This window comes from Trichormus variabilis 0441 (genome assembly GCF_009856605.1).
Classification (GTDB): domain Bacteria; phylum Cyanobacteriota; class Cyanobacteriia; order Cyanobacteriales; family Nostocaceae; genus Trichormus; species Trichormus variabilis.
On sequence record NZ_CP047242.1, the window covers coordinates 3,988,321 to 4,014,575 of the forward strand.

A 26,255-nucleotide genomic window follows, 5' to 3' on the forward strand; every position below is an offset into this window, starting at 1 on the left:
AAGCATTGATGCAGCAGCAATGTCATAACCTTAAAATCTATGACTATCAAGGCCAAAAGTAGTAGATATACTGACTCATAATCAGCTTAGTTTCTCTTATGGTCGTAAGATGCAATATCTGGCTATCAAAAGCTGTAGAAATTTATTGCTAGAAAAATCTGCCATCTGGGAAACACTTCAATATGGTTGTTAGGCTTGAGAATCTGACAAAAGGCACACAAGTACAAGGGATTTTGCCCAACAATATTGTTACCATCGTTGATGCTCAGTGGCATGGCTCTGATGTTGTTGAACTTACTTATAAAGATGCTAGTGGCACGCTAGGGAATGAGTTGGTATTTCGAGATAAAGAAATTACCCTAGAAATTATCACTTCTGGCGGTGCTTGGAGTTTTACTGCTGATGGTGCTAACTTTCGTTTAGTATCAGAAGCCCACCGTATTCGCCTAGCTTATCTGTTTGACCCTTTACTAGCTGTTCACACCTCTCTAGTCGAACCGCTACCGCACCAAATTACTGCCGTTTACGGAGAAATGTTGACTCGTCAACCTCTGCGCTTTCTGTTAGCAGATGACCCAGGTGCAGGTAAAACTATTATGGCTGGGTTGCTGATTCGAGAATTGCTCATCCGTGGGGATTTACATCGCTGTCTTGTGGTTTGTCCTGGCAGTTTAGCCCCACAATGGCAAGATGAACTATCACAAAAGTTTCATTTGCGCTTTGAAATTCTCACTAATGACCGTATTGAATCAGCAGTCAGTGGAAATGCTTTTTCAGAAATACCATTACTGATTACACGATTAGATCAACTTAGTCGCAACCAAAACTTACAAGCGAAACTAGGGCAGACAGACTGGGATTTGGTGATTTGTGATGAAGCTCATAAAATGTCAGCTTCATTTTTTGGCGGAGAAATCCAAGAGACAAAGCGCTACAAGCTGGGCAAGCTATTATCGAGTTTAACCAGACATTTTTTATTAATGTCAGCAACGCCGCATAACGGTAAAGAAGAAGACTTTCAGTTGTTTATAGCGTTGTTAGATGGTGATAGATTTGAAGGACGTTTCCGCGATGGTGTCCACGTTGTAGATACTTCCGACTTGATGCGGCGTTTGGTTAAAGAAGATTTGCTCAAATTTGATGGCAAGCCATTATTTCCAGAACGTCAAGCCAGCACTATAGAATACGAACTCTCCGATTTAGAAGCAGTACTTTATAAGCGAGTTACTGAGTACGTCCGTGAGGAGTTCAATCGTGCTGATGCTTTAGAAAATGAAGGACGCAAAGGTACAGTGGGCTTTGCTTTAACTATTTTGCAACGCCGACTTGCTTCATCTCCAGAAGCTATTTATCAATCACTGCTACGCCGTCGAGAAAGGTTGCAAAAACGGTTGCGAGAAGAAGAATCGTTGAAGCGAGGAACTAATGCAACTATTGCATTTAAACAGGTTCTGGATTTAGAAGACATAGAAGATGATTTAGAAGATATTTCTATTGAAGAACGAGAAGCAACAGAACAAGAAGTAGTTGATTTAGCTACAGCATCACGCACGATCGCAGAATTGCAAACAGAAATTAAGCTTTTACAAGAATTAGAACAACTGGCTTTGCGTGTCCGGCGTAGTGGCAAAGATAAGAAATGGGAAGAACTCTCCAATCTGCTACAAAACAATGCCGAAATGTTTAATGCTGAGGGACATCGGCGCAAACTGGTAATTTTTACCGAGCATCGGGACACATTAAATTATTTAACAGACAGGATTCGGACGCTACTGGGACGTAATGAAGCGGTGGTGACGATTCATGGCGCAATGGGACGCGAAGAACGTCGTAAAGCACAGGACGCATTTACCCAAGATATTGAAGTGCAAGTCTTAATCGCTACTGATGCTGCGGGTGAGGGGATTAACTTGCAAAGGGCGCACTTGATGGTTAATTACGATTTACCTTGGAATCCTAACCGCCTCGAACAACGCTTCGGACGAATTCACAGGATTGGGCAAACAGAGGTTTGTCACTTATGGAATTTATTGGCAAAAGATACCCGTGAAGGCGATGTGTATTTAGCATTATTAAAAAAGGTGGAAGCAGAGCAGAAAGCACTGGGGGGTAAAGTATTTGATGTATTAGGGAAAGCGATCGCAGGCAAGGAACTGAGAGAATTGCTCATAGAAGCAATTCGTTATGGTGATCAACCAGAGGTACGAGACAAACTTAACCAAGTTGTCAACGATAAACTTGACCAACAACGATTGCGGGAACTTCTAGAAGAACAAGCTTTAGCCCATGATGCAATGGATTTTGCCAAAGTTCAACAAATCCGAGAGGAAATGGAAAGGGCAGAGGCAAGGCGGTTGCAACCGCACTTTATAGCTTCATTCTTCTTAGAAGCATTTGTCCAGCTTGGTGGAACAGTACGTCAGCGAGAACCCCAACGCTATGAAATTACTCATGTTCCATCTGTCATCCGCAACCGAGGGCGGCAAATTGGAGTAGGAGAACCATTACTACAGCGTTACGAACGTATTTGCTTTGAAAAAGATTTGATTAGTATTGCTGGCAAACCTCTAGCAGCTTTTATCTGTTCCGGTCATCCTTTGTTGGATGTCACAATTGACCTGACTTTGGAACGACATAGAGATTTGTTGAAACAGGGCAGTATTTTGGTGGATGAGAATGATTCTAGCGAAGAAACCCGCACGCTAATTTATCTAGAACATTCTATACAAGATGCAAGAACCAATCTCAATGGTGCTAGGCGTGTAGTCTCACGGCGAATGCAATATGTGGAAATTAACCCGGAGGGAAATGCCTACAATGCTGGACACGCACCTTACCTCAATTACCGTCCACTCAGGGATGAAGAAAAAGATATTTTGGCAGCAGTTCTAGAAGAATCTTGGCTACGAGAAGATTTAGAAGCAAAAGCCAAGAGTCACGCGATCGCTCACCTTGTTCCCCAACATCTTCAAGAACTCAGGCAGCGCAAAGAAGAACTAATTGCTAAGACGATGACAGCAGTAAAAGATAGATTGACCAAGGAGATTAATTACTGGGATCATCGCGCAGAAGAATTAAAAATACAAGAAGAAGCTGGTAAACCCAATGCCAAAATTAACTCAGCTAAAGCACGTCAACGAGCAGATGATTTGCAAGGGCGATTAATGCAACGTTTGGAGGAGTTGGAACAAGAACGTAAGTTATCTCCATTACCGCCTGTAATAGTTGGAGGTGCGTTGATAGTATCAGTGGGTTTGCTGGAACGACTGCAAGGCAAATCACAGCCTACAAAGGATATGTTTGCCAAGGATACAGAACGGGTAGAAAAGGCTGCAATGGCTGCTGTAATGACCGCAGAATGCACGTTAGGGTATGAACCAATAGATGTCAGTAACCAGAAGTGTGGTTACGATATTGAATCGCGCATTCCAGACACAGGACAGTTGCGATTTATTGAAGTTAAAGGGCGAATTACAGGGGCTAAAACTGTGACAGTAACGAAGAATGAAATTATTACGGCTCTCAACAAGCCAGACAATTTCATTTTGGCATTGGTACAAGTACCTTTAACAGCAGGATTGGATAGTAATGATTCTATTCGTTATTTACAGCGTCCGTTCCATAAAGAGCCAGATTTTGCAGTAACCAGTGTTAATTATGATTGGCTGGAGTTGTGGCAACAAGGAACTGAGCCAGTTTAGATTTTATTGTTTGGTGCGATCGCAATTTTGAAACAATAAGTCAGACAGGACAATCTAGTAATTCTACTGGCACAAAAAGTTAATAAAAAGACTATAAATACTAGATGAAGCTTTGTCATCTAGTTAAGCAATTTTTAGTTAAAAAAGGCTAATTAGCCCATCAAGACCCTATATAAATAATACGTGATTTCACATAAAAAAATATTTATTACGCTTAACAAGTACAAGTTTCGATTAAATCTGTCTGGTACGAAAAATGACATACCGCAAGAAGCTAATCGAAGTTGCATTACCACTGGAAGTAATTAATCAAGAATCCGCTAGAGAAAAATCAATTAGGCATGGACACCCTTCAACGCTACATTTGTGGTGGGCGCGGCGACCTTTAGCAGCTTGTCGAGCAGTTTTATTTGCATCATTAGTAGATGACCCATCAAGTCATCCCGATCAATTTCCTACGGAAGAGGCGCAGAAGCAAGAGAGAGAACGCCTGTTTGAGATTATTGAGCAATTAGTGAAGTGGGAAAATGTCAATAATCAGGAAGTACTAGAGAAAGCCAAAGCAGAAATTCTCAAATCTACAAATAATAATCCGCCACCTGTCCTAGACCCATTTTGCGGTGGGGGTTCGATACCTTTGGAAGCCCAAAGATTGGGGTTAGAAGCGCATGGTAGTGATATTAATCCGGTGGCGGTTTTGATTACTAAGGCTTTGATTGAAATTCCGCCAAAGTTTGCAAATCAGCCTCCGGTGAACCCTGAATCTCGAAAAAAATCTTTGAAGACGCAAAAATGGTTTGGGGCGCAGGGTTTAGCTGAAGATGTGCGTTATTACGGGCAATGGATGCGAGATGAGGCTTTTAAGAGAATTGGGCATCTTTACCCAAAAGTAGATTTACCGCAGGAGTATGGTGGCGGGGAGGCGACTGTTATTGCTTGGTTGTGGGCAAGAACAGTGAAATGTCCTAACCCTGCTTGTGGTGCAAAAATGCCTTTGGTGCGATCTTTTGCACTTTCGACGAAGAAGGGAAAGGAAGCTTGGGTTGAACCTATTGTTGATAACACTCAGCAACCTCCTGTTATAAGTTTTCATGTAAAAACTGGCAAAGGTAAGCCACCAGAAGGAACAGTTAGCCGTAAAGGAGCAGTTTGTGTTTGTTGTGCTACACCTGTATCTTTGGACTACATTCGCAGTGAAGGGAAAGCAGGACGGATGAGTGCAAAGCTAATGGCAATTGTTGCAGAAGGCGATCATGGGCGTGTATATCTATCAGCAAATGAGAAACATGAGGCAATTGCTGCAAAATCTCTGCCAGAGTGGAAGCCTGAAGCATCTTTACCAGATAACACACGCGATATCAGGCCACAAATTTATGGAATGCCAACATATGGTGATTTATTTACTCAACGTCAATTAGTTGCATTAAATGTCTTTAGTGAGTTGATATATGAAGTAAGGAAAAAGGTAATAACTGATGTTCTATCTACTGGGGGAGTAAATGATGGATTAACATTGTGCGAAGGTGGTATTGGTGCCACAGCTTATGGTGATGTAATAGCTACTTATTTAGCATTTGCAATTGATAAACTTGCTGATTATTGTTCTAGTATATGTACTTGGAATTCAGGAAGAGATAATATTAGAGATACTTTTGCCCGTCAAGCAATTCCTATGTCCTGGGATTTTGCTGAAACTAATCCCTTTAGCAATTCTAGTGGTAACTTTACTTTAGGTATTGAACAGTCTGCACAAGTACTCAATAAGGTTCCCGCTTGTAAAAAAGCTAAAATTGCTCAAAAAGATGCAACTACAAACAAAATTGAAGCTCCTCTAGTTCTTTGCACAGATCCACCTTACTATGACAATATTGGATATGCAGATTTATCAGACTTTTTCTACGTTTGGTTGCGTCGTTCATTAGGCTCAATATATCCTGATATTTTCAAGACATTACTGGTTCCAAAAGAAAAAGAACTAGTGGCTACACCTTATCGCTTTAACGGAAATAAAGAAAAGGCTAAAGTTTTTTTTGAACAAAATTTGAGCAATGCTTTTACAAGAATGCGTGAAGCGGCACATTGTGATTATCCACTTTCTATCTTTTACGCATTTAAACAAACGGAGGTAGATGAGGATAATGAATTAGACGGGAATGGAGTAAAAGCAATTGCATCTACAGGGTGGGAAACAATGCTTGAAGGATTAATTAAAGCAGGTTTTACTATCACTGGTACTTTACCTATGCGGACAGAACGTAGCTCCCGTACAGTTAGTCTGAATAGTAATGCTCTTGCCACGTCTATCGTCCTTATCTGCCGCCCTCGTCCAGAAACCGCCCCATCAACTACCCGCCGCCAATTTGTCAATTATCTCAAACGCGAACTCCCCGACGCGCTGCAAAAACTCCAACAAGGCAACATTGCTCCGGTAGACTTGGCACAAGCCAGCATAGGCCCTGGTATGGCAATCTACTCCCGCTACAGCAAAGTCTTAGAATCAGACGGTACATCAATGTCCGTCCGCACCGCCTTACAACTCATTAACCAAACCTTAGATGAATTTCTCGCCGAACAAGAAGGCGAATTTGACGCTGAAACCCGCTTTGCCTTGATTTGGTTTGAACATGTCCATTAAAGAATTATTTGTCAATTTTAAAAAATTAATGTCAGGCAGTGTCAGAGGCTAAAAAGCTTATACATCAAGGAAGTTACGCTTTTCACCGCTCTTATATTCTTTGAAGGCTTTTAAATAATTAAATGCCTTTTCTTTAAAAACCGACTCCTCAAAATTTAAACAATTAAATGCCTTTTGTTATGTTCGTCTCAACAGACTACTGACTTTTACTGTTATTCAGGGGAGCGATCGCTCTATTAAGTGGGGTGGAGCATCGTCGCTTATTATCTGCCTACCTCAATGTTATTGTGTCCTTTCATCATCTAGCACCACTCGTGAAAATCGATAACCACAAGTATATTTATCAGTAAAAGTGACACTAATTCTTTAAAACTGAAATATACAAGGCTAAAGTATTAGCCTAATTGCATAGGGCTAGAAAAATCGAACGTCTGGACATTAATTATTTAAAACTGACAAATAATTCCTTAATGGACAGAACAGCACGCATTTAATGAGGGTTTATTTGGCGAAGCGGAAACCCTCTCCAAAGCTAAAAATACAGCAGTACAAGGCATGGTAGACGCTGGTATCCTCACGGCCAAGGCAGGTAAAGTACGACTGCTACGCCGCAACGAACTACCTACAGACTGGAATCCCCAAACTGATAATCGTCTACCTGTTTGGGAAGCGACACAGCACATGATTCGAGAATTACAAGATGGTGCTGGAAATCAAGGTGCTGCGAATTTGCTCTGTCAACTGGGAACAATAGGAGAAGCAGCAAGGGAATTAGCTTATCGGCTGTATAACATTTGCGACAGAAAAGGCTGGGCTGCTGAAGGTGTCGCTTATAACAGCTTAGTAATTTCCTGGCCAGAAATTTCTCGCCTCTCTGCTGAAACCCAAGAAAAAACTCCCGTACAAATGGCTTTACTTTAATACTCTCTTTTTTAGCCTCAGCTAAAAACACATTATGGCTGGCTCTAAACATAGAGTCAGCTGCTTCCTCATGGTAAAAGCCAGGATTTATGAAAATTTAGTATAAAAAATAACTATGTCAATTAGTAACCGTGAAAGAGTTGGCAGGGCGTTAGAACTTTTGAGAGATGGCTTATATCCCTTTGTAGAACGTGAGATGCGTTCGGTTTTTGGTGATAAATGGCTAGTTGCCGCTACATCTTTTGTTCCAGAAGACCATACCCTACGGCGTACTGTTCAACAAATTCTCAAGCAGGATGAATCAGCCATCCTGAAGCTAATGTCTGGTCAATGGCGTGATGTCTTTAAAAAGACACTGGGAAATGCAGAAAGAAGCTTAGTTGGAGAACTCATTGACACTCGCAACTCTTGGGCGCATAACAAACCATTTTCTACAGATGATGCCTATCGCGCTCTTGATAGCGTTTCACGGTTACTTTCATCCATTTCTGCACCAGAAGCAGATGAAGTTGACAAGCAAAAACAAGAACTTTTACGAGTACGCTTTACAGAACAAGCCCGTCGGGAAACTCGCCGCGCTACTCTCCAACCAGTAGAAGGCAATCCCACAGGTGGTTTAAAACCCTGGCGAGAAATTGTCACACCTCACCCAGATGTTGCTAGTGGTCGTTACCAAGAAGCAGAATTTGCTGCTGACCTCTGGCAAGTTTATTTAGACGAAGGTTCTGATGAATACCGTATACCTACAGAGTTTTTCAGCCGCACTTTCCTCACTGAAGGGCTGAAGCAACTGCTGACAAATGCCTTAGTGCGCCTTGCTGGTAATGGAGGCGACCCTGTTATCGAACTGCAAACTAATTTTGGTGGCGGCAAAACTCACGCGATGCTGGCACTATACCATCTATTTATGGGAGTCCCAGTATCCAAATTACCTGGATTGGAGCCAGTACTAGCAGCAGCGAATGTTTCACCACCTGCAAAAGTAAACACAGCTGTACTGGTAGGCAACAAAATTTCTCCTGGTGAGGCTCAAACTAAAAAAGATGGTACTGTTATTCGCACACTTTGGGGCGAACTAGCTTGGCAATTGGGTGGTAGAGAAGCCTATGAAATGATTCGCCAAGCGGATGAAACCTCAACTAACCCAGGCGATAACTTACGGTTGTTATTCAACCGTTATGCGCCCTGTTTGATTCTCATTGATGAATGGGTAGCTTACGCCCGACAACTACACGAAATTAATGACCTACCAGGGGGGAGTTTTGATACTCACTTTACCTTTGCTCAAACTTTGAGCGAGTCAGCCAAAAATGCTAAAAAAACTCTGTTGGTAGTGAGTATTCCGGCATCAGATAATGAAATTGGTGGCGATCGCGGTAAAGCAGCCTTAAGTAGACTCAAAAATGCTATCGGTAGAGTTGAATCTCCTTGGCGACCAGCAAGTGCCGATGAAAGTTTTGAAATTGTGCGACGACGCTTGTTTCAACCCATCATCGAAGAAAGTGGCTTTGTTGCCCGTGATGCGGTCATCCGCGCTTTTGGGGAAATGTACCAAAACCAATCTCAAGAATTTCCCAGTGAGTGCCGAGAAGCCAGTTACAAGCGACGGCTAGAAAATGCCTATCCCATCCATCCAGAACTTTTTGACCGACTTTATAACGACTGGTCAACTCTCGACAAATTTCAACGCACACGGGGTGTCCTGCGATTAATGGCCAAAGTGATTCACTCCTTATGGGAGGGTCAGGACAAGAGCTTGTTAATCATGCCTGCCAGCGTGCCAATGGATGACGGACAGGTACAAACAGAATTAACTCGCTACCTCGAAGATCACTGGGTGCCAGTAATTGAAAAAGATGTCGATGGTGATAATTCTCTACCTTTAGCGTGCGATCGCCAAAACCCGAATTTAGGACGTTACTCTGCCTGTCGCCGCGTCGCCCGAACCATTTACCTTGGTTCCGCCCCCACACTCAGGGCAGCTAATCGGGGTGTAGAAGACAATCGGATCAAGTTGGGATGTGTCCAGCCTGGAGAAAGTGTAGCTACCTTTGGAGACGCACTACGCCGACTGACTGACCAAGCCACCCACCTTTATATTGATAACACTCGCTACTGGTTCTCAACTCAACCCAGTGTCACCAGACTTGCCCAAGACCGAGCCGAGCAAGTTCAACAGGATCAGGATAAAGTTTGGGATGAAATCATTCGCAGACTGAGGGCTGACAAGCAACGAGGAGAGTTTACGGCAGTGCATATTGCCCCTGATTCTTCTGCCGATGTGCCTGATGAAATGAATGCGAGGTTAGTTGTCTTAGGGCCACAGCATCCTCATAAAAATAAGGAAAACAATACCCCAGCCTTAACCAGAGGAAACGAAATACTTCACAACAAGGGAGCCAGCCCTCGGTACAGCAAAAATATGTTGTTGTTTTTAGCACCAGATAAAGCCAAACTGGAGTTATTAGAGCAATCTGTTTGTCAGTACCTGGCTTGGAATTCAATTGTCAGCGATAAAGAAGCTTTGAACTTAGATGTTTTTCAAAGCAATCAGGCAACAACTAAGCAACAGCAAACAGATAAAGATGTCAAAAGTTTAATCCAAGAAGCTTACATCTGGCTTATCGTGCCAAGTCAACCCGACCCTCAAGGGGAAATTGAATGGCAGGAAATCAGGTTGCAAAAACAAGACTCTCCAATTCTACAAGCCAGCCGCAAAGCAGTACACGAAGAACACTTGATCCCTAATTATGCTGCTAGTCGCCTACGCTTGGAAGCCCTTGACCCTTATCTTTGGCGAGATGTAAATCACCTCGACCTTAAGAAACTTTGGGAATACCTCGCATACTACTTGTACTTGCCACGCCTGAAAAATCAACAGGTATTATTACAAGCGATCGCAGAAGGTGTGGCATCCTTACTATTAAATGACAACTTTGCTTATGCCACGGGCTACGATGAATCCAAAGGACGCTATCTGGGTTTGAAAGCAGCTGAACACATTACTGTAACCCTTAGCAGTCAAAATTTAATAGTTAAACCAGAAATAGCGCAACGCCAGATGGAAGCAGATGCTGCTGCCATAACTAAACTTCCAATTCCAGGTGTTAAAGAAGGAACAGGAAGCTATAAGACTGAAAGAGAAAAAACTATTGATACTGTAATAACACCAGATGACTCATCTAATGGCAAAGTAACTGTCATCATTCCACCAAAACGCTTTTATGGTTCAGTCAAATTAGATGCTTTACGGTTACAACGTGATGTGCCACAGCTTGCTAACGAGGTAATTCAGCATTTTAGCAGTTTGATGGATGCAGAAGTAGAAATTACTTTGGAAATTCAAGTAAAAGCTCCTGAAGGAATACCAGAGAATGTGATTCGTACAGTTACAGAGAACTGTCGAGTTCTCAAATTTAGCCATCAGGAGTTTGAGCCAGAATAAGGTGAAACGTATTACGTCCTTAAAGGTATGGGGAGTCTTGTGGATAAATTGATGCTACTGCGATCGCCACCAGCTGTACTTTGTGTAATGACAATAGCAAAGTACAGCCCATCCTCATTTTATTTAGTTACTACTAAATAATTACAAGTAATAATCAAAGAGCTTAGAATAGCCAACTCTTCTTTATAAGACTAAACCCGTCAGGTATCTGACGGGTTTTTTGGAATTTTAGGAGCAGAATTGATAATTTCATCTATCCATCGCCTGAGAGAATCGTTCTCTTCTCTCAGGCTGCTAATTTTCCCAAGTATTCATTCTGGAGTACAGCCACCTGTTGTTTCAACGTCTCCAAGTCTGTTTGCATTTTAGCTAAATCTGGTGTTCCAGTGGATTCTTCAGCTAGGTAAGAACGAATCCAACCCATGATTAATTCGGAGGCTGTCTTACCCTCAGTTTTAGCTTTGTTCATAAAAGCTTCCTTAGTTTCATCGTCCATTCTGACAATGATTTGATTGCTTAATTTTGTCGTTTGCCGCTTTACCATATTCCTTTGTACTTGAAACTATTAATCTGTAATAACTCTATTTACCTTAATTGTGACGAATTTTAAAAATTTTGTAGTAACGCTATTGTTTTAGTAGTAACAGGTAGTTACAATAGAGTAACAAAACAAAGGCGATCGCTTGTCTCTGGCCGGAGGGCGATCGCCTTTTGTAAAACCCCAACAGTGAGGTTACTCAAATGATTGTACAAGAAGAGCTTGATAGCCAAGCCTCGGCTAAATCAGACTTTGAGGAATATATCACCCAGCTTGCTGACCCAGTTGCACCAGAAATTGAAATTGACTCAGTTTCAGAGGTGTTTGGTGAACTTTATCGAGTTTGGAATGGTTCTCAACTTCTCGGAACTTTTTATCAAAATCTGGAAGGTAAATGGATAGCCCAACCCTGTAATAGTGATGACAGACCATGTTGTGACACAGCTTTTGCAGCACAGATAATGATAATTGCTATCAATGGCTTACTGGTAGCAGATGTAGCCGCTTAATAGTTTTTCTCCTATCACCTAAAGACGTGGCTAGCTGCACGTCTTTTCCTTGCTTTTACTGTGTTTCTATTGTCTTCTGCTAATGGTAGAAACAATTTGCGTCGTACTCAAAATACGAAAGAAACTAATACTCAGTATCTTCTGCTTCAATACCGTAGTTGGTAAAAAGATCAGAAATAGAGATGTTCAGCGCTTTTGCCAGCTTTTCAATATTTTTGAGAGAAGGATTACGAGTTCCTGTCTCAATACTTGAGATGTAATTACGGTGAAGCCCAGCTTTTTCAGCCAGTTCTTCTTGAGAGTAATCCAGTTCTCGCCGTCTTCGTCTTATCGCTTTTCCGAAACGATATTCAATGTTGATGTTATTTTGCCTCACAGCCTAATAGTGAGGTAGTACCGATAATAAATCTACACATAATAAATGTGATTTTGCACACTATAAGTGTTAATTTAAGAATACTGGTGTATTTAGTACAGTTCAGGGAGCAGAAAACGCTATGAGTGTTATTACTATCCAATGTCGATTAATAGCCAGCGAAGCTACCCGCAGCTATCTGTGGCAATTGATGGCACAGAAAAATACACCTTTGATTAACGAACTAATTGAACAGCTAGGAATACATCCTGAGATAGAGCAGTGGTTGAAAAAGGGCAAGCTACCAGATGGAGTAGTCAAACCACTGTGCGACTCACTCATTACGCAAGAATCTTTTGCTAATCAACCCAAACGTTTTAATAAATCTGCTATTGAGGTAGTTGAGTATATTTACAAGTCATGGCTAGCTTTACAGAAAGAGCGACAACAAACAATAGATAGAAAAGAACATTGGCTCAAGATGCTCAAAAGCGATGTGGAATTGGAGCAAGAGAGTAAATGTACTTTAGATGCTATTCGCTCTCAAGCTACTAAAATTCTGCCGAAATATCTTGCTCAATCCGAACAAAATAATAATCAGACTCAGAGTCAAAACAAGAAAAAGAGTAAAAAAAGTAAAACTAAAAACGAGAACTCTACATTATTTGATATTTTATTCAAAGCTTATGACAAAGCGAAAAATCCCCTTAATCGATGCACTCTTGCGTATTTGCTCAAAAATAACTGTCAGGTTAGCCAAAAAGACGAAGACCCAAATCAGTATGCTCTACGCCGCAGTAAGAAAGAGAAAGAAATTGAACGTCTCAAAAAACAACTACAATCTAGGAAACCCAATGGTCGTGATTTGACAGGAAGAGAGTGGCAACAAACTCTCATAATGGCAACTTCATCTGTTCCTGAAAGTAACGATGAAGCTAATATTTGGCAGAAACGTCTTTTAAAAAAAGATATTTCACTCCCATTCCCAATTCGATTCAGAACTAACGAAGACCTAATTTGGTCAAAAAATGAAGAAGGACGTATTTGTGTTAGCTTCTCAGGTGAAGGATTGAATGATCACATCTTTGAAATATACTGCGGCAATAGACAAATTCACTGGTTTCAAAGATTTTTAGAAGATCAGAACATCAAAAACGATAATAATGACCAGCATTCATCTGCTCTGTTCACTTTACGTTCGGCAATTTTAGCGTGGCAAGAAAATAAACAACATAAAGAAAATAGCCTCCCTTGGAATACTCGTCGTTTAACTCTTTATTGCACCCTTGATACACGCTTGTGGACAACTGACGGTACTGAGAAGGTAAAGCAAGAGAAAGTAGACGAATTTACTCAACAATTGGCCAACATGGAACAGAAAGAAAACCTCAATCAGAATCAGCAAAATTATGTCAAACGCCTGCAATCAACATTAAATAAACTCAACAATGCTTACCCACGTCATAATCATGATTTGTATCAGGGTAAACCATCAATTCTAGTTGGTGTGAGTTTAGGTTTAGAAAAGCCTGCAACATTAGCTATTGTGGACAGTTCCACAAATATAGTTCTTGCATATCGTAGTATCAAACAGCTACTTGGCGATAATTACAAGTTGCTGAACCGCCAGCGACAGCAGCAGCAACGTAACTCTCATGAACGCCACAAAGCTCAAAAAAGCAATATGCCAAATAAGTTATCAGAATCTGATTTAGGAAAGTACATTGATAACTTACTAGCACAAGCAATTATCGCATTAGCTAAAAATTACCAAGCTGGCAGTATTGTTCTACCGACAATGAAAAATGTACGGGAGAGCATTCAAAGTGAAATAGAAGCTAGGGCAGTTAAAAGATGTCCTAATTACAAGGAAGGTCAGCAACAGTATGCTAAACAGTACCGCCAGAGCATTCATCGTTGGAGTTACAACAGATTGATGCAGTTTATTCAGAGTCAAGCAGTTAAGGCAAACATTTCTATAGAGCAAGGGCCACAACCGATTCGAGGTAGTTCTCAAGAAAAAGCGCGAGATTTAGCGATCGCAGCTTACTATTTACGCCAAAATAAATCTTAATTTTTGATTAAGCAAATATACTGAACCTTGACAATAAAATAAGTAATAGCGCCGCAGTTCATGTTAAACCTCTGAACTGTGAAAAATCTGGGTTAGGTTGACTATTGGAAAATAGTCCTGCTTTCTGACCCTGGTAGCTGCTCACCCCGATGCTGCTGTTTCCGAACAGGAATTAGGTGCGCTCCCAGCAATAAGGGCGCGGATATACTGCTGTAGTGGCTACCGAATCACCTCCGATCAAGGAGGAACCCATACCAATCCTTGTTTCCAGGCATTAGAAGAGATTAAAAATTTTCAGTCGATTCGCGCTTGCTTGCTGTGAAAGGATTTTAGCGTTTAATGGCACAAAAATTGCTCATTCAAACGGCAGTTGAAGAAGCTAGGAATATAGATCCGCGCTATCAACTCTGGAATCCTCCACAAAACAAGGATTCTATACAGGAAGGGTGACAATAGCCCTTCCCGTGTTGAGCGGGTTGAAAGGCTTCACACATTGCCAAAGACAATAGACGTAGCAGTGACAATAGCCCTTCCCGTGTTGAGCGGGTTGAAAGCGATATGCTAATAAATACAACCTATGCCATAGAAGGTGACAATAGCCCTTCCCGTGTTGAGCGGGTTGAAAGGTGTTACTCCTTAAATCTGGATTTAAGCCACAGGTGACAATGACCCTTCCCATATTGAGGCGGGTTGAAATAATTATGTATGTATTCATCTCCATTAGGATGGGTGAGAGTGATAATAACCATTCACGAAAGAATGGATTGAAAATGTAATACCTAACGATAAACAGAAATAGGCAAGTTATATAAATCTTTCCGGTGCAGGACTGGTTGAAATATAAAGATTACAAGATGTGGGTATGGGTTGAAAGGGTTCAAATCCGTCTGCTTAACTTTTGCTGCCAAGCATAGTGGTTAGAATAATTGTGTGCGAAATAAAGAACAAAAGTTTTTTGTTTAACCAAGGTATAGCAAAAGTTTTTAGAGCTTGAGCTAAAATTGAGCTTATGGTCTTCTATTTGATAGGACTGATGTTGACCAATCACCCCACACAATCGATTAGTCTCAAATATTGCGACATTAATTTGTGAACGGTTATCTTAAATGAGCCGCGACACTAATTAGTGAAACAGCGACATTAATGTGTGAACGGCGACATCTAATGTGTGAATGTACAACAAGCTAAGAGCTTCTTTCGGTCGGAGGTTTAACCTAAAGCCAGCAGTCGGATTTGAACCGACGACCTTCCGATTACAAGTCGGATGCACTACCACTGTGCTATGCTGGCAACTTAGTAATTGCTTTAACGCACTCACCGATTTTTAATTATATCACAGGTAATTTATTTGTCTACCCCTAAAGCAACTTAATTTAGGTCAGTGAATACTAGGGAATTGGCAAGGGCAAGAGAAGCCATCCTTGTGGGTTTACCTACCAAAAAACACGGAAATTGGCGATTCCGCATCAACTCCTTACTGGTAGGTGAGGGGGTTCTTTTTGTTCGGGGTAACTGTATTTTTTTGCTTGACTGGGTAAAGGAAGAGAGATTTATAATTGTTATTTAACAGATCACAAGCATGGCAGCATTGTTAGGACGAGATTTGTTAAGTCTGGCAGACTTGACTCCTACAGAACTTCAGGAACTTCTGCAATTGGCAACCCAATTGAAATCACAACAGTTGAAGTTGCGGTGTAATAAGGTATTGGGTTTGTTATTTTCTAAGGCTTCAACTCGGACACGAGTCAGTTTTACTGTGGCTATGTACCAACTGGGTGGACAAGTAATTGATCTTAATCCGAATGTGACTCAAGTTAGTCGAGGAGAACCAGTACAAGATACTGCACGAGTATTAGAGCGATATTTGGATGTTTTGGCAATTCGCACTTTTGAACAGCAGGAGTTAGCAACTTTTGCTGAGTATGCGAAAATTCCTGTAATTAATGCACTCACTGATTTAGAACATCCTTGCCAAATATTAGCGGATTTATTAACTGCACAAGAATGTTTTGACACAATTTCTGGGCTAACTTTGACCTATGTTGGTGATGGCAATAATGTCGCTAATTCTTTGATGCTTGGCTGTGCTTTGGCGGGGATGAATGTGAGAATTGCCACACCTAGTGGATATGAACCAAATCCGCAGGTTGTCGCACAAGCACAAGCAATAGCTGATGGTAAAACCGAAATTCTCCTCACCAATGACCCAGAATTAGCAACCAAAGGTGCATCTGTACTCTACACTGATGTTTGGGCGAGTATGGGACAGGAAGCAGAAGCAAACGATCGCTTTCCTATTTTCCAACCTTATCAAATTTCTGAGAAGCTATTGAGTCTGGCTGAACCAAACGCAATTGTTTTACATTGCTTACCCGCCCATCGTGGTGAAGAAATTACCGAAGAAGTAATCGAAGGTTCTCAATCAAGAGTTTGGCAACAAGCCGAAAATCGATTGCACGTTCAAAAAGCTTTACTAGCTAGTATCTTGGGGGCAGAGTGAACAGTTAAAAGTCAAAAGTAGAAAGGCAAAAGAAAATTAACTTATCTTTCTTTTGCCTTTTAAATTTTTATTTTTATCTTGTTATTAGAGGTTTTTTGTAGTACTAATGTTCTAGGGACATTTATATTTATCCTCCCTATTATTTTATGGAAAGCCTCACACAAGCGCAACAAGAACTTTATGAATGGCTGGCAGAATATATCCGTATTCACCAGCATTCACCTTCGATTCGTCAAATGATGCAAGCGATGAATTTGAAATCACCTGCACCGATTCAAAGTCGTTTAGAACATTTACGCACGAAAGGATACATCGAATGGACTGAAGGTAAAGCCCGGACTATTCGGATTTTACAACCGATTAAGCAAGGTGTGCCGGTTTTAGGAGCGATCGCCGCAGGTGGTTTAATTGAACCATTCACTGATGCTGTAGAGCATATCGACTTTTCTAATTTCGCTTTACCTGCACAAACTTATGCTTTGCGGGTAACTGGTGACAGCATGATTGAAGATTTAATTACTGATGGGGATTTGGTATTTTTGCGCCCAGTTCCCGAACCAGATCAATTAAAAAATGGTACTATCGTCGCTGCCAGAGTGGATGGTTATGGTAATACATTAAAACGTTTTTATCGAAGTGGCGATCGCATCACTCTTAAACCAGCCAATCCCAAATACAACCCCATTGAAGTTGCAGCCATACAGGTAGAAGTGCAAGGTTCTCTAGTTGGTGTTTGGCGCGGTTATATGTGAATGGTTGGGGACTGGGGGGAGATGGGGAAGAATTTCACCTACCTTGTTTCCCTCATCCTTCTCATCTTGTCAATGTCCAATCCTAGAAATTTTGAATTTTGAATTGGTATTATGTACCTGAAGCAAGAACCAGTGCAGCAATTTCCTGCTTTCCGGCTCAAATTACCATCTGTCAGGGAAAGCCAAGGTAGTTATCAGACTCAGCCATTACCAGGGTGTCCTAGAATGCCGTTATCTGTGCAGTTGCGCCAGTATCAACGTCAAGCTATGACTAACTGGTTTGCGAACAATGGCCGAGGAACGCTGAAGATGGCGACTGGTAGCGGGAAAACCATAACTGCACTGGCGATTACTTGCGAGTTATACCAGCAGATTAGTTTACAGGTGTTGTTGGTGGTGTGTCCCTATCGTCATTTGGTGACACAATGGGGGCGAGAATGTGAAAAGTTTAATTTACGACCTATACTAGCCTTTGAGAATTTACGCAGTTGGCAAAGTCAACTTTCTACCCAACTTTACAATCTGCGTTCTGGTTCTCAAGGTTTTGTGACTGTGATTACTACCAATTCCACCTTAATTGGGGATGGGTTTCAGTCACAACTCAAGTATTTTCCAGCGAAGACTTTAATTATTGGTGATGAAGCCCATAATTTAGGCGCACCTAAGTTAGAAGAAAGTTTACCTCGGCGGGTGGGTTTACGGTTGGCTTTATCGGCGACACCAGAAAGATATTTTGATGATGGTGGTACCCAATCTTTATTTGATTACTTCGGCCCAGTGTTACAGCCGGAGTTTACTTTACGGGATGCGATCGCTCAAGGTGCTTTGGTACATTACCTATATTATCCCATCTTAGTAGAGTTAACTGAGGCGGAAAGTATTGCTTATTTGAAACTAACTAAACGTATCGGGCGATCGCTATTATATAGAGAACGCAATAATGGCGAATCATCTAATTTTGAAGATAACGAAGATTTAAAGCCTTTATTAATGCAACGCGCCAGATTAATTGGTGCAGCAGCAAATAAATTAAATGCTTTACGTCAATTAATGGCTACTCGCCGAGAAACCACTCATACGCTTTTTTATTGTAGTGATGGTTCCCTAGAAACAGGACAACGTTCATCTCTGCATCAACTCAAAGCTGTGGCAAAAATTCTGGGCGGAGAATTAGGCTATAAGGTAAGTACATACACAGCCCAAACATCTTTACAAGAAAGAGAAATTTTACGTCGTCAATTTGAAAGCGGTGCATTACAAGGTTTAGTGGCAATTCGTTGTTTAGATGAAGGGGTGGATATTCCAGCAATTCAAACGGCGGTGATTTTATCCAGTTCTGGTAATCCTCGTCAGTTTATTCAGCGACGGGGTAGGGTTTTACGTCCTCATCCGAGTAAGGAAAGGGCTACTATCTACGACATGATTGTTTTACCGCCAGATTTGGATAGGGAAACTATAGAAGTTGAACGCAATCTGTTAAGAAAAGAGTTGCGGCGCTTTGTGGAGTTTGCCGATTTAGCTGATAACGCTGGTGAAGCTCGCATCAAGTTACTGGATTTACAAAAGCGATATGGATTGTTAGATGTTTAGTTATTACTCATTCTTCTATGTTTAATTTTGTAAAATTTTGTTCACTAGCTGAAAATATTTGTAGTGAATATGCGAAGATAATCTTGATCATAATAGGATGTAAGTAAAATTTTTAAAGCGACAAATACTCCATTGTGATCAAGATTGACTTTATGTAGTTAAGCATATCAGTTAACAGTACAAAAATAAAGTCATTTTTACCAAAAACATTGAGAATTTTCTGAGCATAATCCGCCTAAATTAAAGATAAGAGTAATAGTAGCTTTACTGAGGTAAAATCAACGGTGGGGAAGACTAGAATAAAGCATAACCTATTGCCGAATTAAGATGTCTCAAGAGCAAAATATTGATGATGTTCAGGAGCCAATTATTAATGCACCGCCGGAGGTACGGCAAATTATTGAGCGGGTATGGCATCTGGAAAAAAACAGACTAGATAAAAAAAGCAATAGCCCCATCAATGATGATATTTTGACAATTGTGAAGGAAGCGGTGCAATGAAGCTGACTTCAATTAAACTATGCAATTTTCGCTCCTTTTATGGCAGAACACCAGAGATAGTTATTGCTGGAGGAGATGTTCTTAACACTACGATTATTCATGGGAATAATGGCTCAGGTAAAACTAGTTTACTGAATGCCTTTACGTGGGTATTATATGAGAAGTTTAGTGCAGCGTTTGCCTCGATAGAACAACTGGTGAATAAAAGAGCGATCGCTGAAGCTAAACTCGGACAAGCTGTAGAATGTTGGGTAGAGATTAACTGGGAACACGAAGGTAAACGCTACAACGTCAAACGCCAATGTAAAGGCTATAAAAATAAAACCGACTTTGCTGTGGGTAAAACAGAATTACTCATGCAGGTAGCTGGGGATGATGGCAGATGGTATTACCCCAGCCAACAACCAGAAGAAATCATTGGACAGATTTTACCAGTTAGCTTACATCAATATTTTTTCTTTGACGGCGAACGCATAGAAGAAATCGTGCGTTCTGATAAAAAAGCGGAAATTGCCGAAGCGACTAAAATCTTCTTGGGTGTGGAAGTAATTAACCGTTCTATCAGACATTTAGGTGAAGCTAAAAAAAGTTTAGAAAATGAGTTAAAAGCAATTGGTGACTCCGAGATTAAACAGCTGTTGCGTGAACAAGAGAAACTAGAACAGGAAATTGAACGCATTCACACCAGACAAACAGAAATTAAGCAAGAGTTAGAATATCAACAGACCTTTAAGAAAGAAACGGGTAATCGTTTACAAGAATTAAGTGCAGCCAAGGAACTGCAACAAAGACGACAAGAACTAGAAAATCAAAAAAACTCCAATCAAGAAAGCCTCAGACAAACTAGAGAATCACTAAAGAAAATTATTTCTGCACGGGGTTACACAGTATTATTATCAGATACTACAGCCCAGTTTCGGACGATTATAAATCAACTTAAGCAACAAGGTGACTTAACCTCTGGCATTTCACGAGAATTTATTCATGAATTATTAAAGTCCCAACGCTGTATTTGTGGTGCAGAATTACATGAAGGTAATCATGCTCACACAAATGTGAGTCTCTGGTTAAATCAAGCAGGTTCCTCGGCGGTGGAAGAAACAGCAATTCGCATGAGCGCTCAAGTAGACGAAATTGATAAACAAGCGATCGTATTTTGGGAAGAAGTTGATAAGGAACAAGCGAGAATCAATCAGTTACGGCAAAATATATCTCAAGTTGAAAACGAATTAGAAACTATTCAAGAACGCTTACGCAAAGACGCTAACGAAGAAATTAGCAGTTTACAAAAGCGGTTAGATGAGATTGAAAGTAAAATTGATGAATTAAATAGAGAACAAGGTGCAAATCAGCAAGAAATTTCTCATGTACAGGCTGATATTGATGCTTTAGTTAAACAAATTGCTAAACAAAAGCTCAATGAAGAAAAGCAGTTATTGGCACAAAGGCGGATTAACGCTACACAAGACGCAATTGAACGCTTAACAGAAGTCAGAAATCGCCAAGAAAATCAGTTTCGACTGCAATTAGAAAAGCGCTTGCAAGAGATATTTAACTCCGTATCTTTTACGCCTTATGTACCTAAAATCAGTGATAAATATGAATTGACTCTTGTAGAAAGTACATCAGGAATGGAAGCATCAGTTGCAGCCTCTACTGGTGAAAACCAAATCCTGAGCTTGTCTTTTATTGCCAGTATTATTGATAAAGTTAGAGATTGGAGCGAAAAACGCAAAATCTTAACAGTACCCGATAGCAGTACTTTTCCCATCGTCATGGATTCCCCATTTGGAAGTTTAGATGAAACCTATCGCCGACGCATTGCTCAAACATTACCGGAGTTAGCTAATCAGTTAATAGTGTTAGTCACAAAAACTCAATGGCGGGGAGAAGTGGAAACAGAGATGACAGATAGAATTGGTAGGGAATATGTGCTGACTTACTACTCTTCTAAGCCAGATTGTGAACAAGATTATATTGAATTGGGTGGGGGAAGATATCCTTTGGTGAAACAAAGCCCGAATGAATTTGAATATACCGAGGTGATAGTGGTAGAGAGGGAGTGGTGATATTCGCAGATAAAACATACATAAATTTGAGAGGTTATTTATAGCGATTCCTCGTGAAGTTGGGTGCAGAATTAATGTTTTTAAACGCAGAGGGGCGCGGAGGGAAACGCGGAGGGGCGCGGAGAGTTTTTATTAGTGCAGTTGAGAAAAAGGAGTTGGTTATGGTTGCAAGTCCAGACCGGAATTATATGTCTCCTCAAGAATATCTGGAATGGGAAGAACGCCAAGATATTAAATATGAGTATGTCAATGGTGAAGTTTTTGCCATGACTGGGGGAACTCTTCCTCATACTACTATTGCTTTAAACTTAGCATCAGCATTAAAAAGCCATGTACGCGGTGGTTACTGTCGTGCTTTTATGTCTGACGCGAAAGTAGCAGTATCTGAGGGTATGTCGTTTCATTACCCTGATGTTGTTGTGAGTTGTGATGAAAGAGATAGACAAGCCATTAAATTTCTTCAGTATCCTTGTCTAATTGTCGAAGTTTTATCTCCAAGTACAGAAGCTTATGACCGAGGTGCTAAATTTAAGCAATATCGCCGCATTCAAACCCTAAAAGAATATGTCCTAATTGATGCAGAAAAAATCAATTTAGATTGTTTTCGGTTAAATAAAAACTGTATTTGGGAGTTGTATTCTTACGAAGAGGGAAACGAGGTTTATTTGCAGAGTGTTGATTTTCGATTTCCCATATCTCTGGTTTATGAGGATGTGTTTTTGGGTTAACTTTCACGCAGAAACGAGGAGTGATTGTTAAATTAAAATTATCTGCACTTCTTATTAGGTGGTTCATGAATATCAAAACTGAGGCGACTATTGAAGATTTGTACAGATTGCCTAACAATTGTAAAGCGGAAATTGTCAATGGAAAATTAGTGCTGATGTCTCCAACTGGATTTTTACCAGGACGTGCTGGGGGTGAAATTTATGCAAGTCTGCGGGACTATGAACGTCTGACAAAAAGCGGTTATGCTTTGCCTGACAATGTTGGCTTCCTGATTAATCTTCCTCATCGACGTTCATTAAGTCCTGATGCTGCATTTTATCGTGGACAACCTACAGGTGGAAAGTTTCTGAATGGTGCGCCTGTGTTCGCGGTTGAAGTGAGAAGTGAAAATGATTATGGGGATAAAGCCGAGGAAGAAATGGCAAAAAAAACGTCGTGATTATTTTGCGGCTGGTACTTTGGTAGTGTGGGACGTAGATGTACTCAAGGAGGAAGTGATTAGAGTGTATCGTGCTGACAACCCAGAACAAATGCAGGTTGATCACCGTGGTGAAGTAGCAGAAGCTGAACCTGCATTACCAGGATGGTTTATGCCAGTAGATAATTTGTTTATGTAGACAGTGTGGGCGTAGACGCAACCCATCGCTCTTTTACTTGGTATAAAATTATAAGAAGTGACACTTGTACCTTTCCGTTAAAATAGCAACAAAGTAGATATTCAAGTCATGGCTGCAAACAGAATCAGGGTTGCTAAAGATAAGGCTGAGTTGGTGAAATCGCTTTTAGCATCAAAAGACACAACCGGGCCTTTTCAAACTTATGTAGAAGTCATTGTTTTTGCAGCCGCATTAGGCGCAAAGCATAAGAAGCGAGTTCCTTTAGAAGTAATTTCTAAAGATTTATCTCCATTACGGCAGGATTATTTTACCAGTAGCTTTGCGCTGTTGATTAATTTATTGTCCATCACTGAAGCAAAAGACATTAAAATTCTTGATAATGATGATATGGCTGACGAGCAACGTATCCATATTCTTGAAGAATATGCTAATGGTGGGCTGGAAATTATACAAAATGAACTTCGTGGAGCAGTAGATTATTGTGAGCGACTGCTGTTAATTCTTAGTTTTGAAAGATTTAATAATGAGGGCGAAGGAGAGGAATTTAATCTCAGTAAATTTCTCTCCTAAATTATTTTACATAGAAAGCCTTAAAAAGCTAATTTTAGTAGACTTTATATTCTTTTTAAGAATCAATTTCATCATCTGCTTCTGATTCTTGCTGAAATGAACGTTGGTCTTTTAATTCTGGTAAACCAGCAGCAAGTATAGCAGAAAATCTATCACGAACCATATCTTCTTTTTGCTCTTTCTTCATTTTTTCGTGTTCTCTACCATAAAAGGTAACAACATCAAAACCCTTATATAATGTTCTATGAGCATCAGTACAACCAGGCCATTGAGCTTTGTTTGTCTCTGCACCAAAAAAGTTTAGTAGCTTGCGTCTCGATAAAAATTGATAACCATTGGCAATGTCAAGTTCCGTTTTTCGAGAACCGAAGTACCACAAGGATAATAAGGAAAATATTCTATCTTCTACTGCTTTATTAACTTTGATTTTTTCGTTTCCAGGGTTTGTGGCTATAAATGTCCATAGACGAAATGGATAATCTGGCAAGTTAGCATCAACTCTAAGAATATTTTTATCATATAACCTATCTAAAAATTTCAAAACATCATTAATATCACCTAAGTTTGTATCTTTACATTTATAGTCAAATTCTACTATTTTTCCTAAACGAATCATTGCCTTTTGAAATATAGCCTTAAAAGCCCATTGATTGTCTTTAATACTAGCAATATAATCTTGATGAGCTAGTATTTCTCGTTTATTCCAATCGCCATCTCTAGCAATCTCCTGCTCCCTAATGATACCTTTATGTTTACTGGTTTGAGCTTGAAACCTACCAAAAGTTCCCTCAATTAAATTATGCTCTCGCGCATATTTGAGTACTTCTCGATATGGTTTAAAATCTAGTAGAAGTTTAAGCATCCAGGGGCGAAAATTTACTTTAAAGCCTTCTATTGCTGAATTAAGATAATTCTCTGGTATTCTTGTAAATGGTGTAACAGGTTCTCCATCTTCATCACAATAATCTTCCATATAATATTCTCGGAGAGAACGTCCTTCATAATGAATCTCTCTATCATCAATACCAAGTGCAGAATCAATACTGTCAATGAAATCGAATACCTGCTTTTTTTCCATTGGATCGCGTGGTGGCTTTAAATCCAATATCGCCGAAACTAACAAATCCAAATGAACCAACGAATTTAAGTAGTAGGAACTATCAAATCGATTTAAATTTTCTTGCCAGCGAACGAGAGACAGAGGCAGCCTATCTTTCGCATCCTGAGCAGTACTTTTTGTTAGTAATGTTCTTACACATTGTGCACTAAGACTTTTGTCATCTAGAATCAGCTCTCTAGCCTTATCCACTGTCTTAGCATTTTTGTTTAAATCGGTAAATAATTCACGAGCAATTCCTCGAATGGAATAGTCCCCTTCACTTTGAACGTTTTGGAAACCAGCATCAGAATGAAGCAAAACGAACAATACCGGAATTTTGGTTTGTTGTTCAACAGTACGGAGAGTACCACCACGAAACTTTTGATCTTCACGGAAAGTACGAAGTGCCCAAAGACGATGTTGTCCATCTACAGCTACTGCCAATACTCGATCTTCATCCCATCGGAGTCTAGCAGAGAGTCCGAAAGAAAGGAATTGGACACCACCAAAGTTAGCAATCTTTGTTTGTGGGTTATTCCATTGTGCATCATCAGGATCAGTACCATCCCAAGGGATAGGAGGCGGCTCGATATTTATGGAATCATCGAAATTATCTTGGATTTTACCATCTGCGCCCTTCGGCATTAATACAATAGTAATTGCATTAAAAAACTTAAGCTTTTTTGGATCTAAAAGGTAGCCTTTAACAATCTCGTCTTCTACTCTCTTTTCATCTATTTCTCGTTGGAAAAGCTCTTTCAGAGACCATTTTGTGTATAAAGAAGCAGGAATTTGTTCGGCTATCTTTAGTTCATCAATAGCCCGATTAATTTCAACTAATGAAAGAAAATAGGGAAGCGCTATACCTTCTGATAATGTGTAGTTACCTGTTAAACCATAAAGAGGTTTATTGAATCGGGCTTTTCCTTCATTTTTTGAAAATATCAACATATTTGTTACCCATACCTAAGAGTAAATGATGGAAGAAATAGTCTAGATAATATATCTTCAACTAGTTTTTCTGTAGCAAGTTCAGAGTATTCAGACTCTTCAGTAAATTCATTCTCTAAGTCGTTGTTTTCATTCAGATTATTTGGAACACTACTTGAAGTGCTATATGATGTGTGAATGATTAAAAGTCTACATTTATTAATGTTATGTCCAGCAGTAGCTAGACGTTCACGTAAAATGCTACCTTCACTAAGATGACTACGAATTCGAGAGTAGAAATTATTTGCTTTTCCTATATATAGTGGCTGCTGAAATATCAGTGAATTCCTTAAAAGGATAAAAAGCATTTCCCGAAAGGAAGAATCAATCGCTAACTCTTTAAGTAAAGACTCTTTAGAAAAGCAAGTGTCTGGTTCTAGTTTGATTTTATGTATAGGCGGAAGTCTTGTTTCTCTTGAAGCCGAATGCTCCTTATTAAGTTCTTTAAGAATATAGTTAACGAAGATGTCAGGATCGTTTACTGCATTCGGTTCAATCTCAAAACGACGATACCAAGCATACACACCACCAATATTATTTGGGATGCGACTTAGAATAGAAACATTTCCGCGCATCTGCGCTAAATCGTACAAAACAACATTTTCACTCAGATGATGCACAGCAGTATCGCCGTGTAACCATGCCACAAACAAGACTCCT

18 protein-coding genes, 1 tRNA gene and 1 pseudogene are annotated in these 26,255 nt (G+C 40.2%); 15 read left to right on the forward strand and 5 right to left on the reverse strand.

The window, feature by feature from the left end:
* Nucleotides 1–182: 182 nt before the first annotated feature.
* The 4 genes and pseudogenes from GSQ19_RS16245 (at nt 183) to GSQ19_RS16260 (ending at nt 10,702) form a co-directional block, all read left to right on the forward strand.
* Nucleotides 183–3,701 (forward strand): helicase-related protein, encoded by a 3,519-nt coding sequence (locus tag GSQ19_RS16245; protein ID WP_011318976.1) that lies wholly within the window; start codon nt 183–185, stop codon nt 3,699–3,701.
* A gap of 256 nt (nt 3,702–3,957) precedes the next feature.
* A complete protein-coding gene (locus GSQ19_RS16250) occupies nt 3,958–6,336 on the forward strand; it encodes a DUF1156 domain-containing protein (RefSeq protein WP_011318977.1) in 2,379 nt (792 codons plus the stop codon).
* 531 nt (nt 6,337–6,867) lie between these two features.
* A pseudogene (locus GSQ19_RS16255) lies at nt 6,868–7,257 on the forward strand (DUF1156 domain-containing protein); the annotation flags it as partial.
* A 115-nt stretch (nt 7,258–7,372) separates the two neighbouring features.
* Nucleotides 7,373–10,702, forward strand: coding sequence for a Swt1 family HEPN domain-containing protein (locus GSQ19_RS16260; protein WP_011318979.1), 3,330 nt, complete (start codon nt 7,373–7,375; stop codon nt 10,700–10,702).
* Nucleotides 10,703–10,988: 286 nt separating this feature from the next.
* Here GSQ19_RS16260 and GSQ19_RS16265 read toward each other — a convergent pair whose 3' ends face one another.
* On the reverse strand, nt 10,989–11,246 hold the full coding sequence (locus GSQ19_RS16265; RefSeq protein ID WP_011318980.1) for a hypothetical protein: 258 nt from the start codon (nt 11,244–11,246) through the stop codon (nt 10,989–10,991).
* Between the two features lie 197 nt (nt 11,247–11,443).
* Here GSQ19_RS16265 and GSQ19_RS16270 point away from each other — a divergent pair, with 197 nt between their 5' ends.
* Nucleotides 11,444–11,749 (forward strand): hypothetical protein, encoded by a 306-nt coding sequence (locus GSQ19_RS16270; protein ID WP_011318981.1) that lies wholly within the window; start codon nt 11,444–11,446, stop codon nt 11,747–11,749.
* Between the two features lie 124 nt (nt 11,750–11,873).
* On the opposite strand, the gene GSQ19_RS16275 is transcribed toward GSQ19_RS16270, so the two are convergent.
* Nucleotides 11,874–12,125, reverse strand: coding sequence for a helix-turn-helix domain-containing protein (locus GSQ19_RS16275; protein ID WP_011318982.1), 252 nt, complete (start codon nt 12,123–12,125; stop codon nt 11,874–11,876).
* A 121-nt stretch (nt 12,126–12,246) separates the two neighbouring features.
* Between GSQ19_RS16275 and cas12k the strand changes: the two genes are divergently transcribed.
* Nucleotides 12,247–14,178 (forward strand): type V CRISPR-associated protein Cas12k, encoded by a 1,932-nt coding sequence (gene cas12k / locus GSQ19_RS16280; protein WP_011318983.1) that lies wholly within the window; start codon nt 12,247–12,249, stop codon nt 14,176–14,178.
* 1,218 nt (nt 14,179–15,396) lie between these two features.
* Here the strand turns inward: cas12k and GSQ19_RS16285 are convergent.
* A tRNA-Thr gene (locus GSQ19_RS16285) sits at nt 15,397–15,468 on the reverse strand.
* A gap of 289 nt (nt 15,469–15,757) precedes the next feature.
* Between GSQ19_RS16285 and argF the strand changes: the two genes are divergently transcribed.
* From argF to GSQ19_RS16320, 9 genes are all read left to right on the forward strand, one after another.
* The gene (argF, locus tag GSQ19_RS16290) at nt 15,758–16,678 is read left to right on the forward strand and encodes an ornithine carbamoyltransferase (RefSeq protein ID WP_011318984.1); all 921 of its coding nucleotides are present in this window, start codon (nt 15,758–15,760) and stop codon (nt 16,676–16,678) included.
* Nucleotides 16,679–16,824: 146 nt separating this feature from the next.
* Nucleotides 16,825–17,430 (forward strand): transcriptional repressor LexA, encoded by a 606-nt coding sequence (gene lexA / locus GSQ19_RS16295; RefSeq protein WP_011318985.1) that lies wholly within the window; start codon nt 16,825–16,827, stop codon nt 17,428–17,430.
* Nucleotides 17,431–17,541: 111 nt separating this feature from the next.
* On the forward strand, nt 17,542–19,020 hold the full coding sequence (locus tag GSQ19_RS16300) for a DNA phosphorothioation system restriction enzyme (protein ID WP_011318986.1): 1,479 nt from the start codon (nt 17,542–17,544) through the stop codon (nt 19,018–19,020).
* Between the two features lie 327 nt (nt 19,021–19,347).
* Nucleotides 19,348–19,521 carry a hypothetical protein gene (locus GSQ19_RS29765; protein ID WP_011318987.1) on the forward strand — a complete coding sequence of 58 codons (174 nt, stop codon included), beginning with the start codon at nt 19,348–19,350 and terminating at the stop codon, nt 19,519–19,521.
* Nucleotides 19,518–21,590, forward strand: a complete 2,073-nt coding sequence (locus GSQ19_RS16305; RefSeq protein ID WP_011318988.1) for an AAA family ATPase — start codon at nt 19,518–19,520, stop codon at nt 21,588–21,590. The genes GSQ19_RS29765 and GSQ19_RS16305 overlap by 4 nt, the downstream gene beginning before the upstream one ends.
* Before the next feature lie 161 nt (nt 21,591–21,751).
* On the forward strand, nt 21,752–22,318 hold the full coding sequence (locus GSQ19_RS16310; protein ID WP_041456750.1) for a Uma2 family endonuclease: 567 nt from the start codon (nt 21,752–21,754) through the stop codon (nt 22,316–22,318).
* Between the two features lie 65 nt (nt 22,319–22,383).
* A complete protein-coding gene (locus tag GSQ19_RS16315; protein ID WP_235622530.1) occupies nt 22,384–22,758 on the forward strand; it encodes a Uma2 family endonuclease in 375 nt (124 codons plus the stop codon).
* Nucleotides 22,715–22,936 (forward strand): Uma2 family endonuclease, encoded by a 222-nt coding sequence (locus GSQ19_RS30030; RefSeq protein ID WP_235622531.1) that lies wholly within the window; start codon nt 22,715–22,717, stop codon nt 22,934–22,936. The genes GSQ19_RS16315 and GSQ19_RS30030 overlap by 44 nt, the downstream gene beginning before the upstream one ends.
* 108 nt (nt 22,937–23,044) lie before the next feature.
* Entirely contained in the window at nt 23,045–23,506 is a 462-nt protein-coding gene (locus tag GSQ19_RS16320) for a DNA phosphorothioation-associated protein 4 (protein ID WP_011318990.1), read from the forward strand.
* Between the two features lie 55 nt (nt 23,507–23,561).
* Here the strand turns inward: GSQ19_RS16320 and GSQ19_RS16325 are convergent, their stop codons facing one another.
* A complete protein-coding gene (locus GSQ19_RS16325; RefSeq protein ID WP_011318991.1) occupies nt 23,562–25,556 on the reverse strand; it encodes a ParB N-terminal domain-containing protein in 1,995 nt (664 codons plus the stop codon).
* A 5-nt stretch (nt 25,557–25,561) separates the two neighbouring features.
* Complete coding sequence (locus tag GSQ19_RS16330) at nt 25,562–26,242, reverse strand: GIY-YIG nuclease family protein (protein WP_011318992.1); 681 nt, start codon at nt 26,240–26,242, stop codon at nt 25,562–25,564.
* Nucleotides 26,243–26,255: the final 13 nt, after the last annotated feature.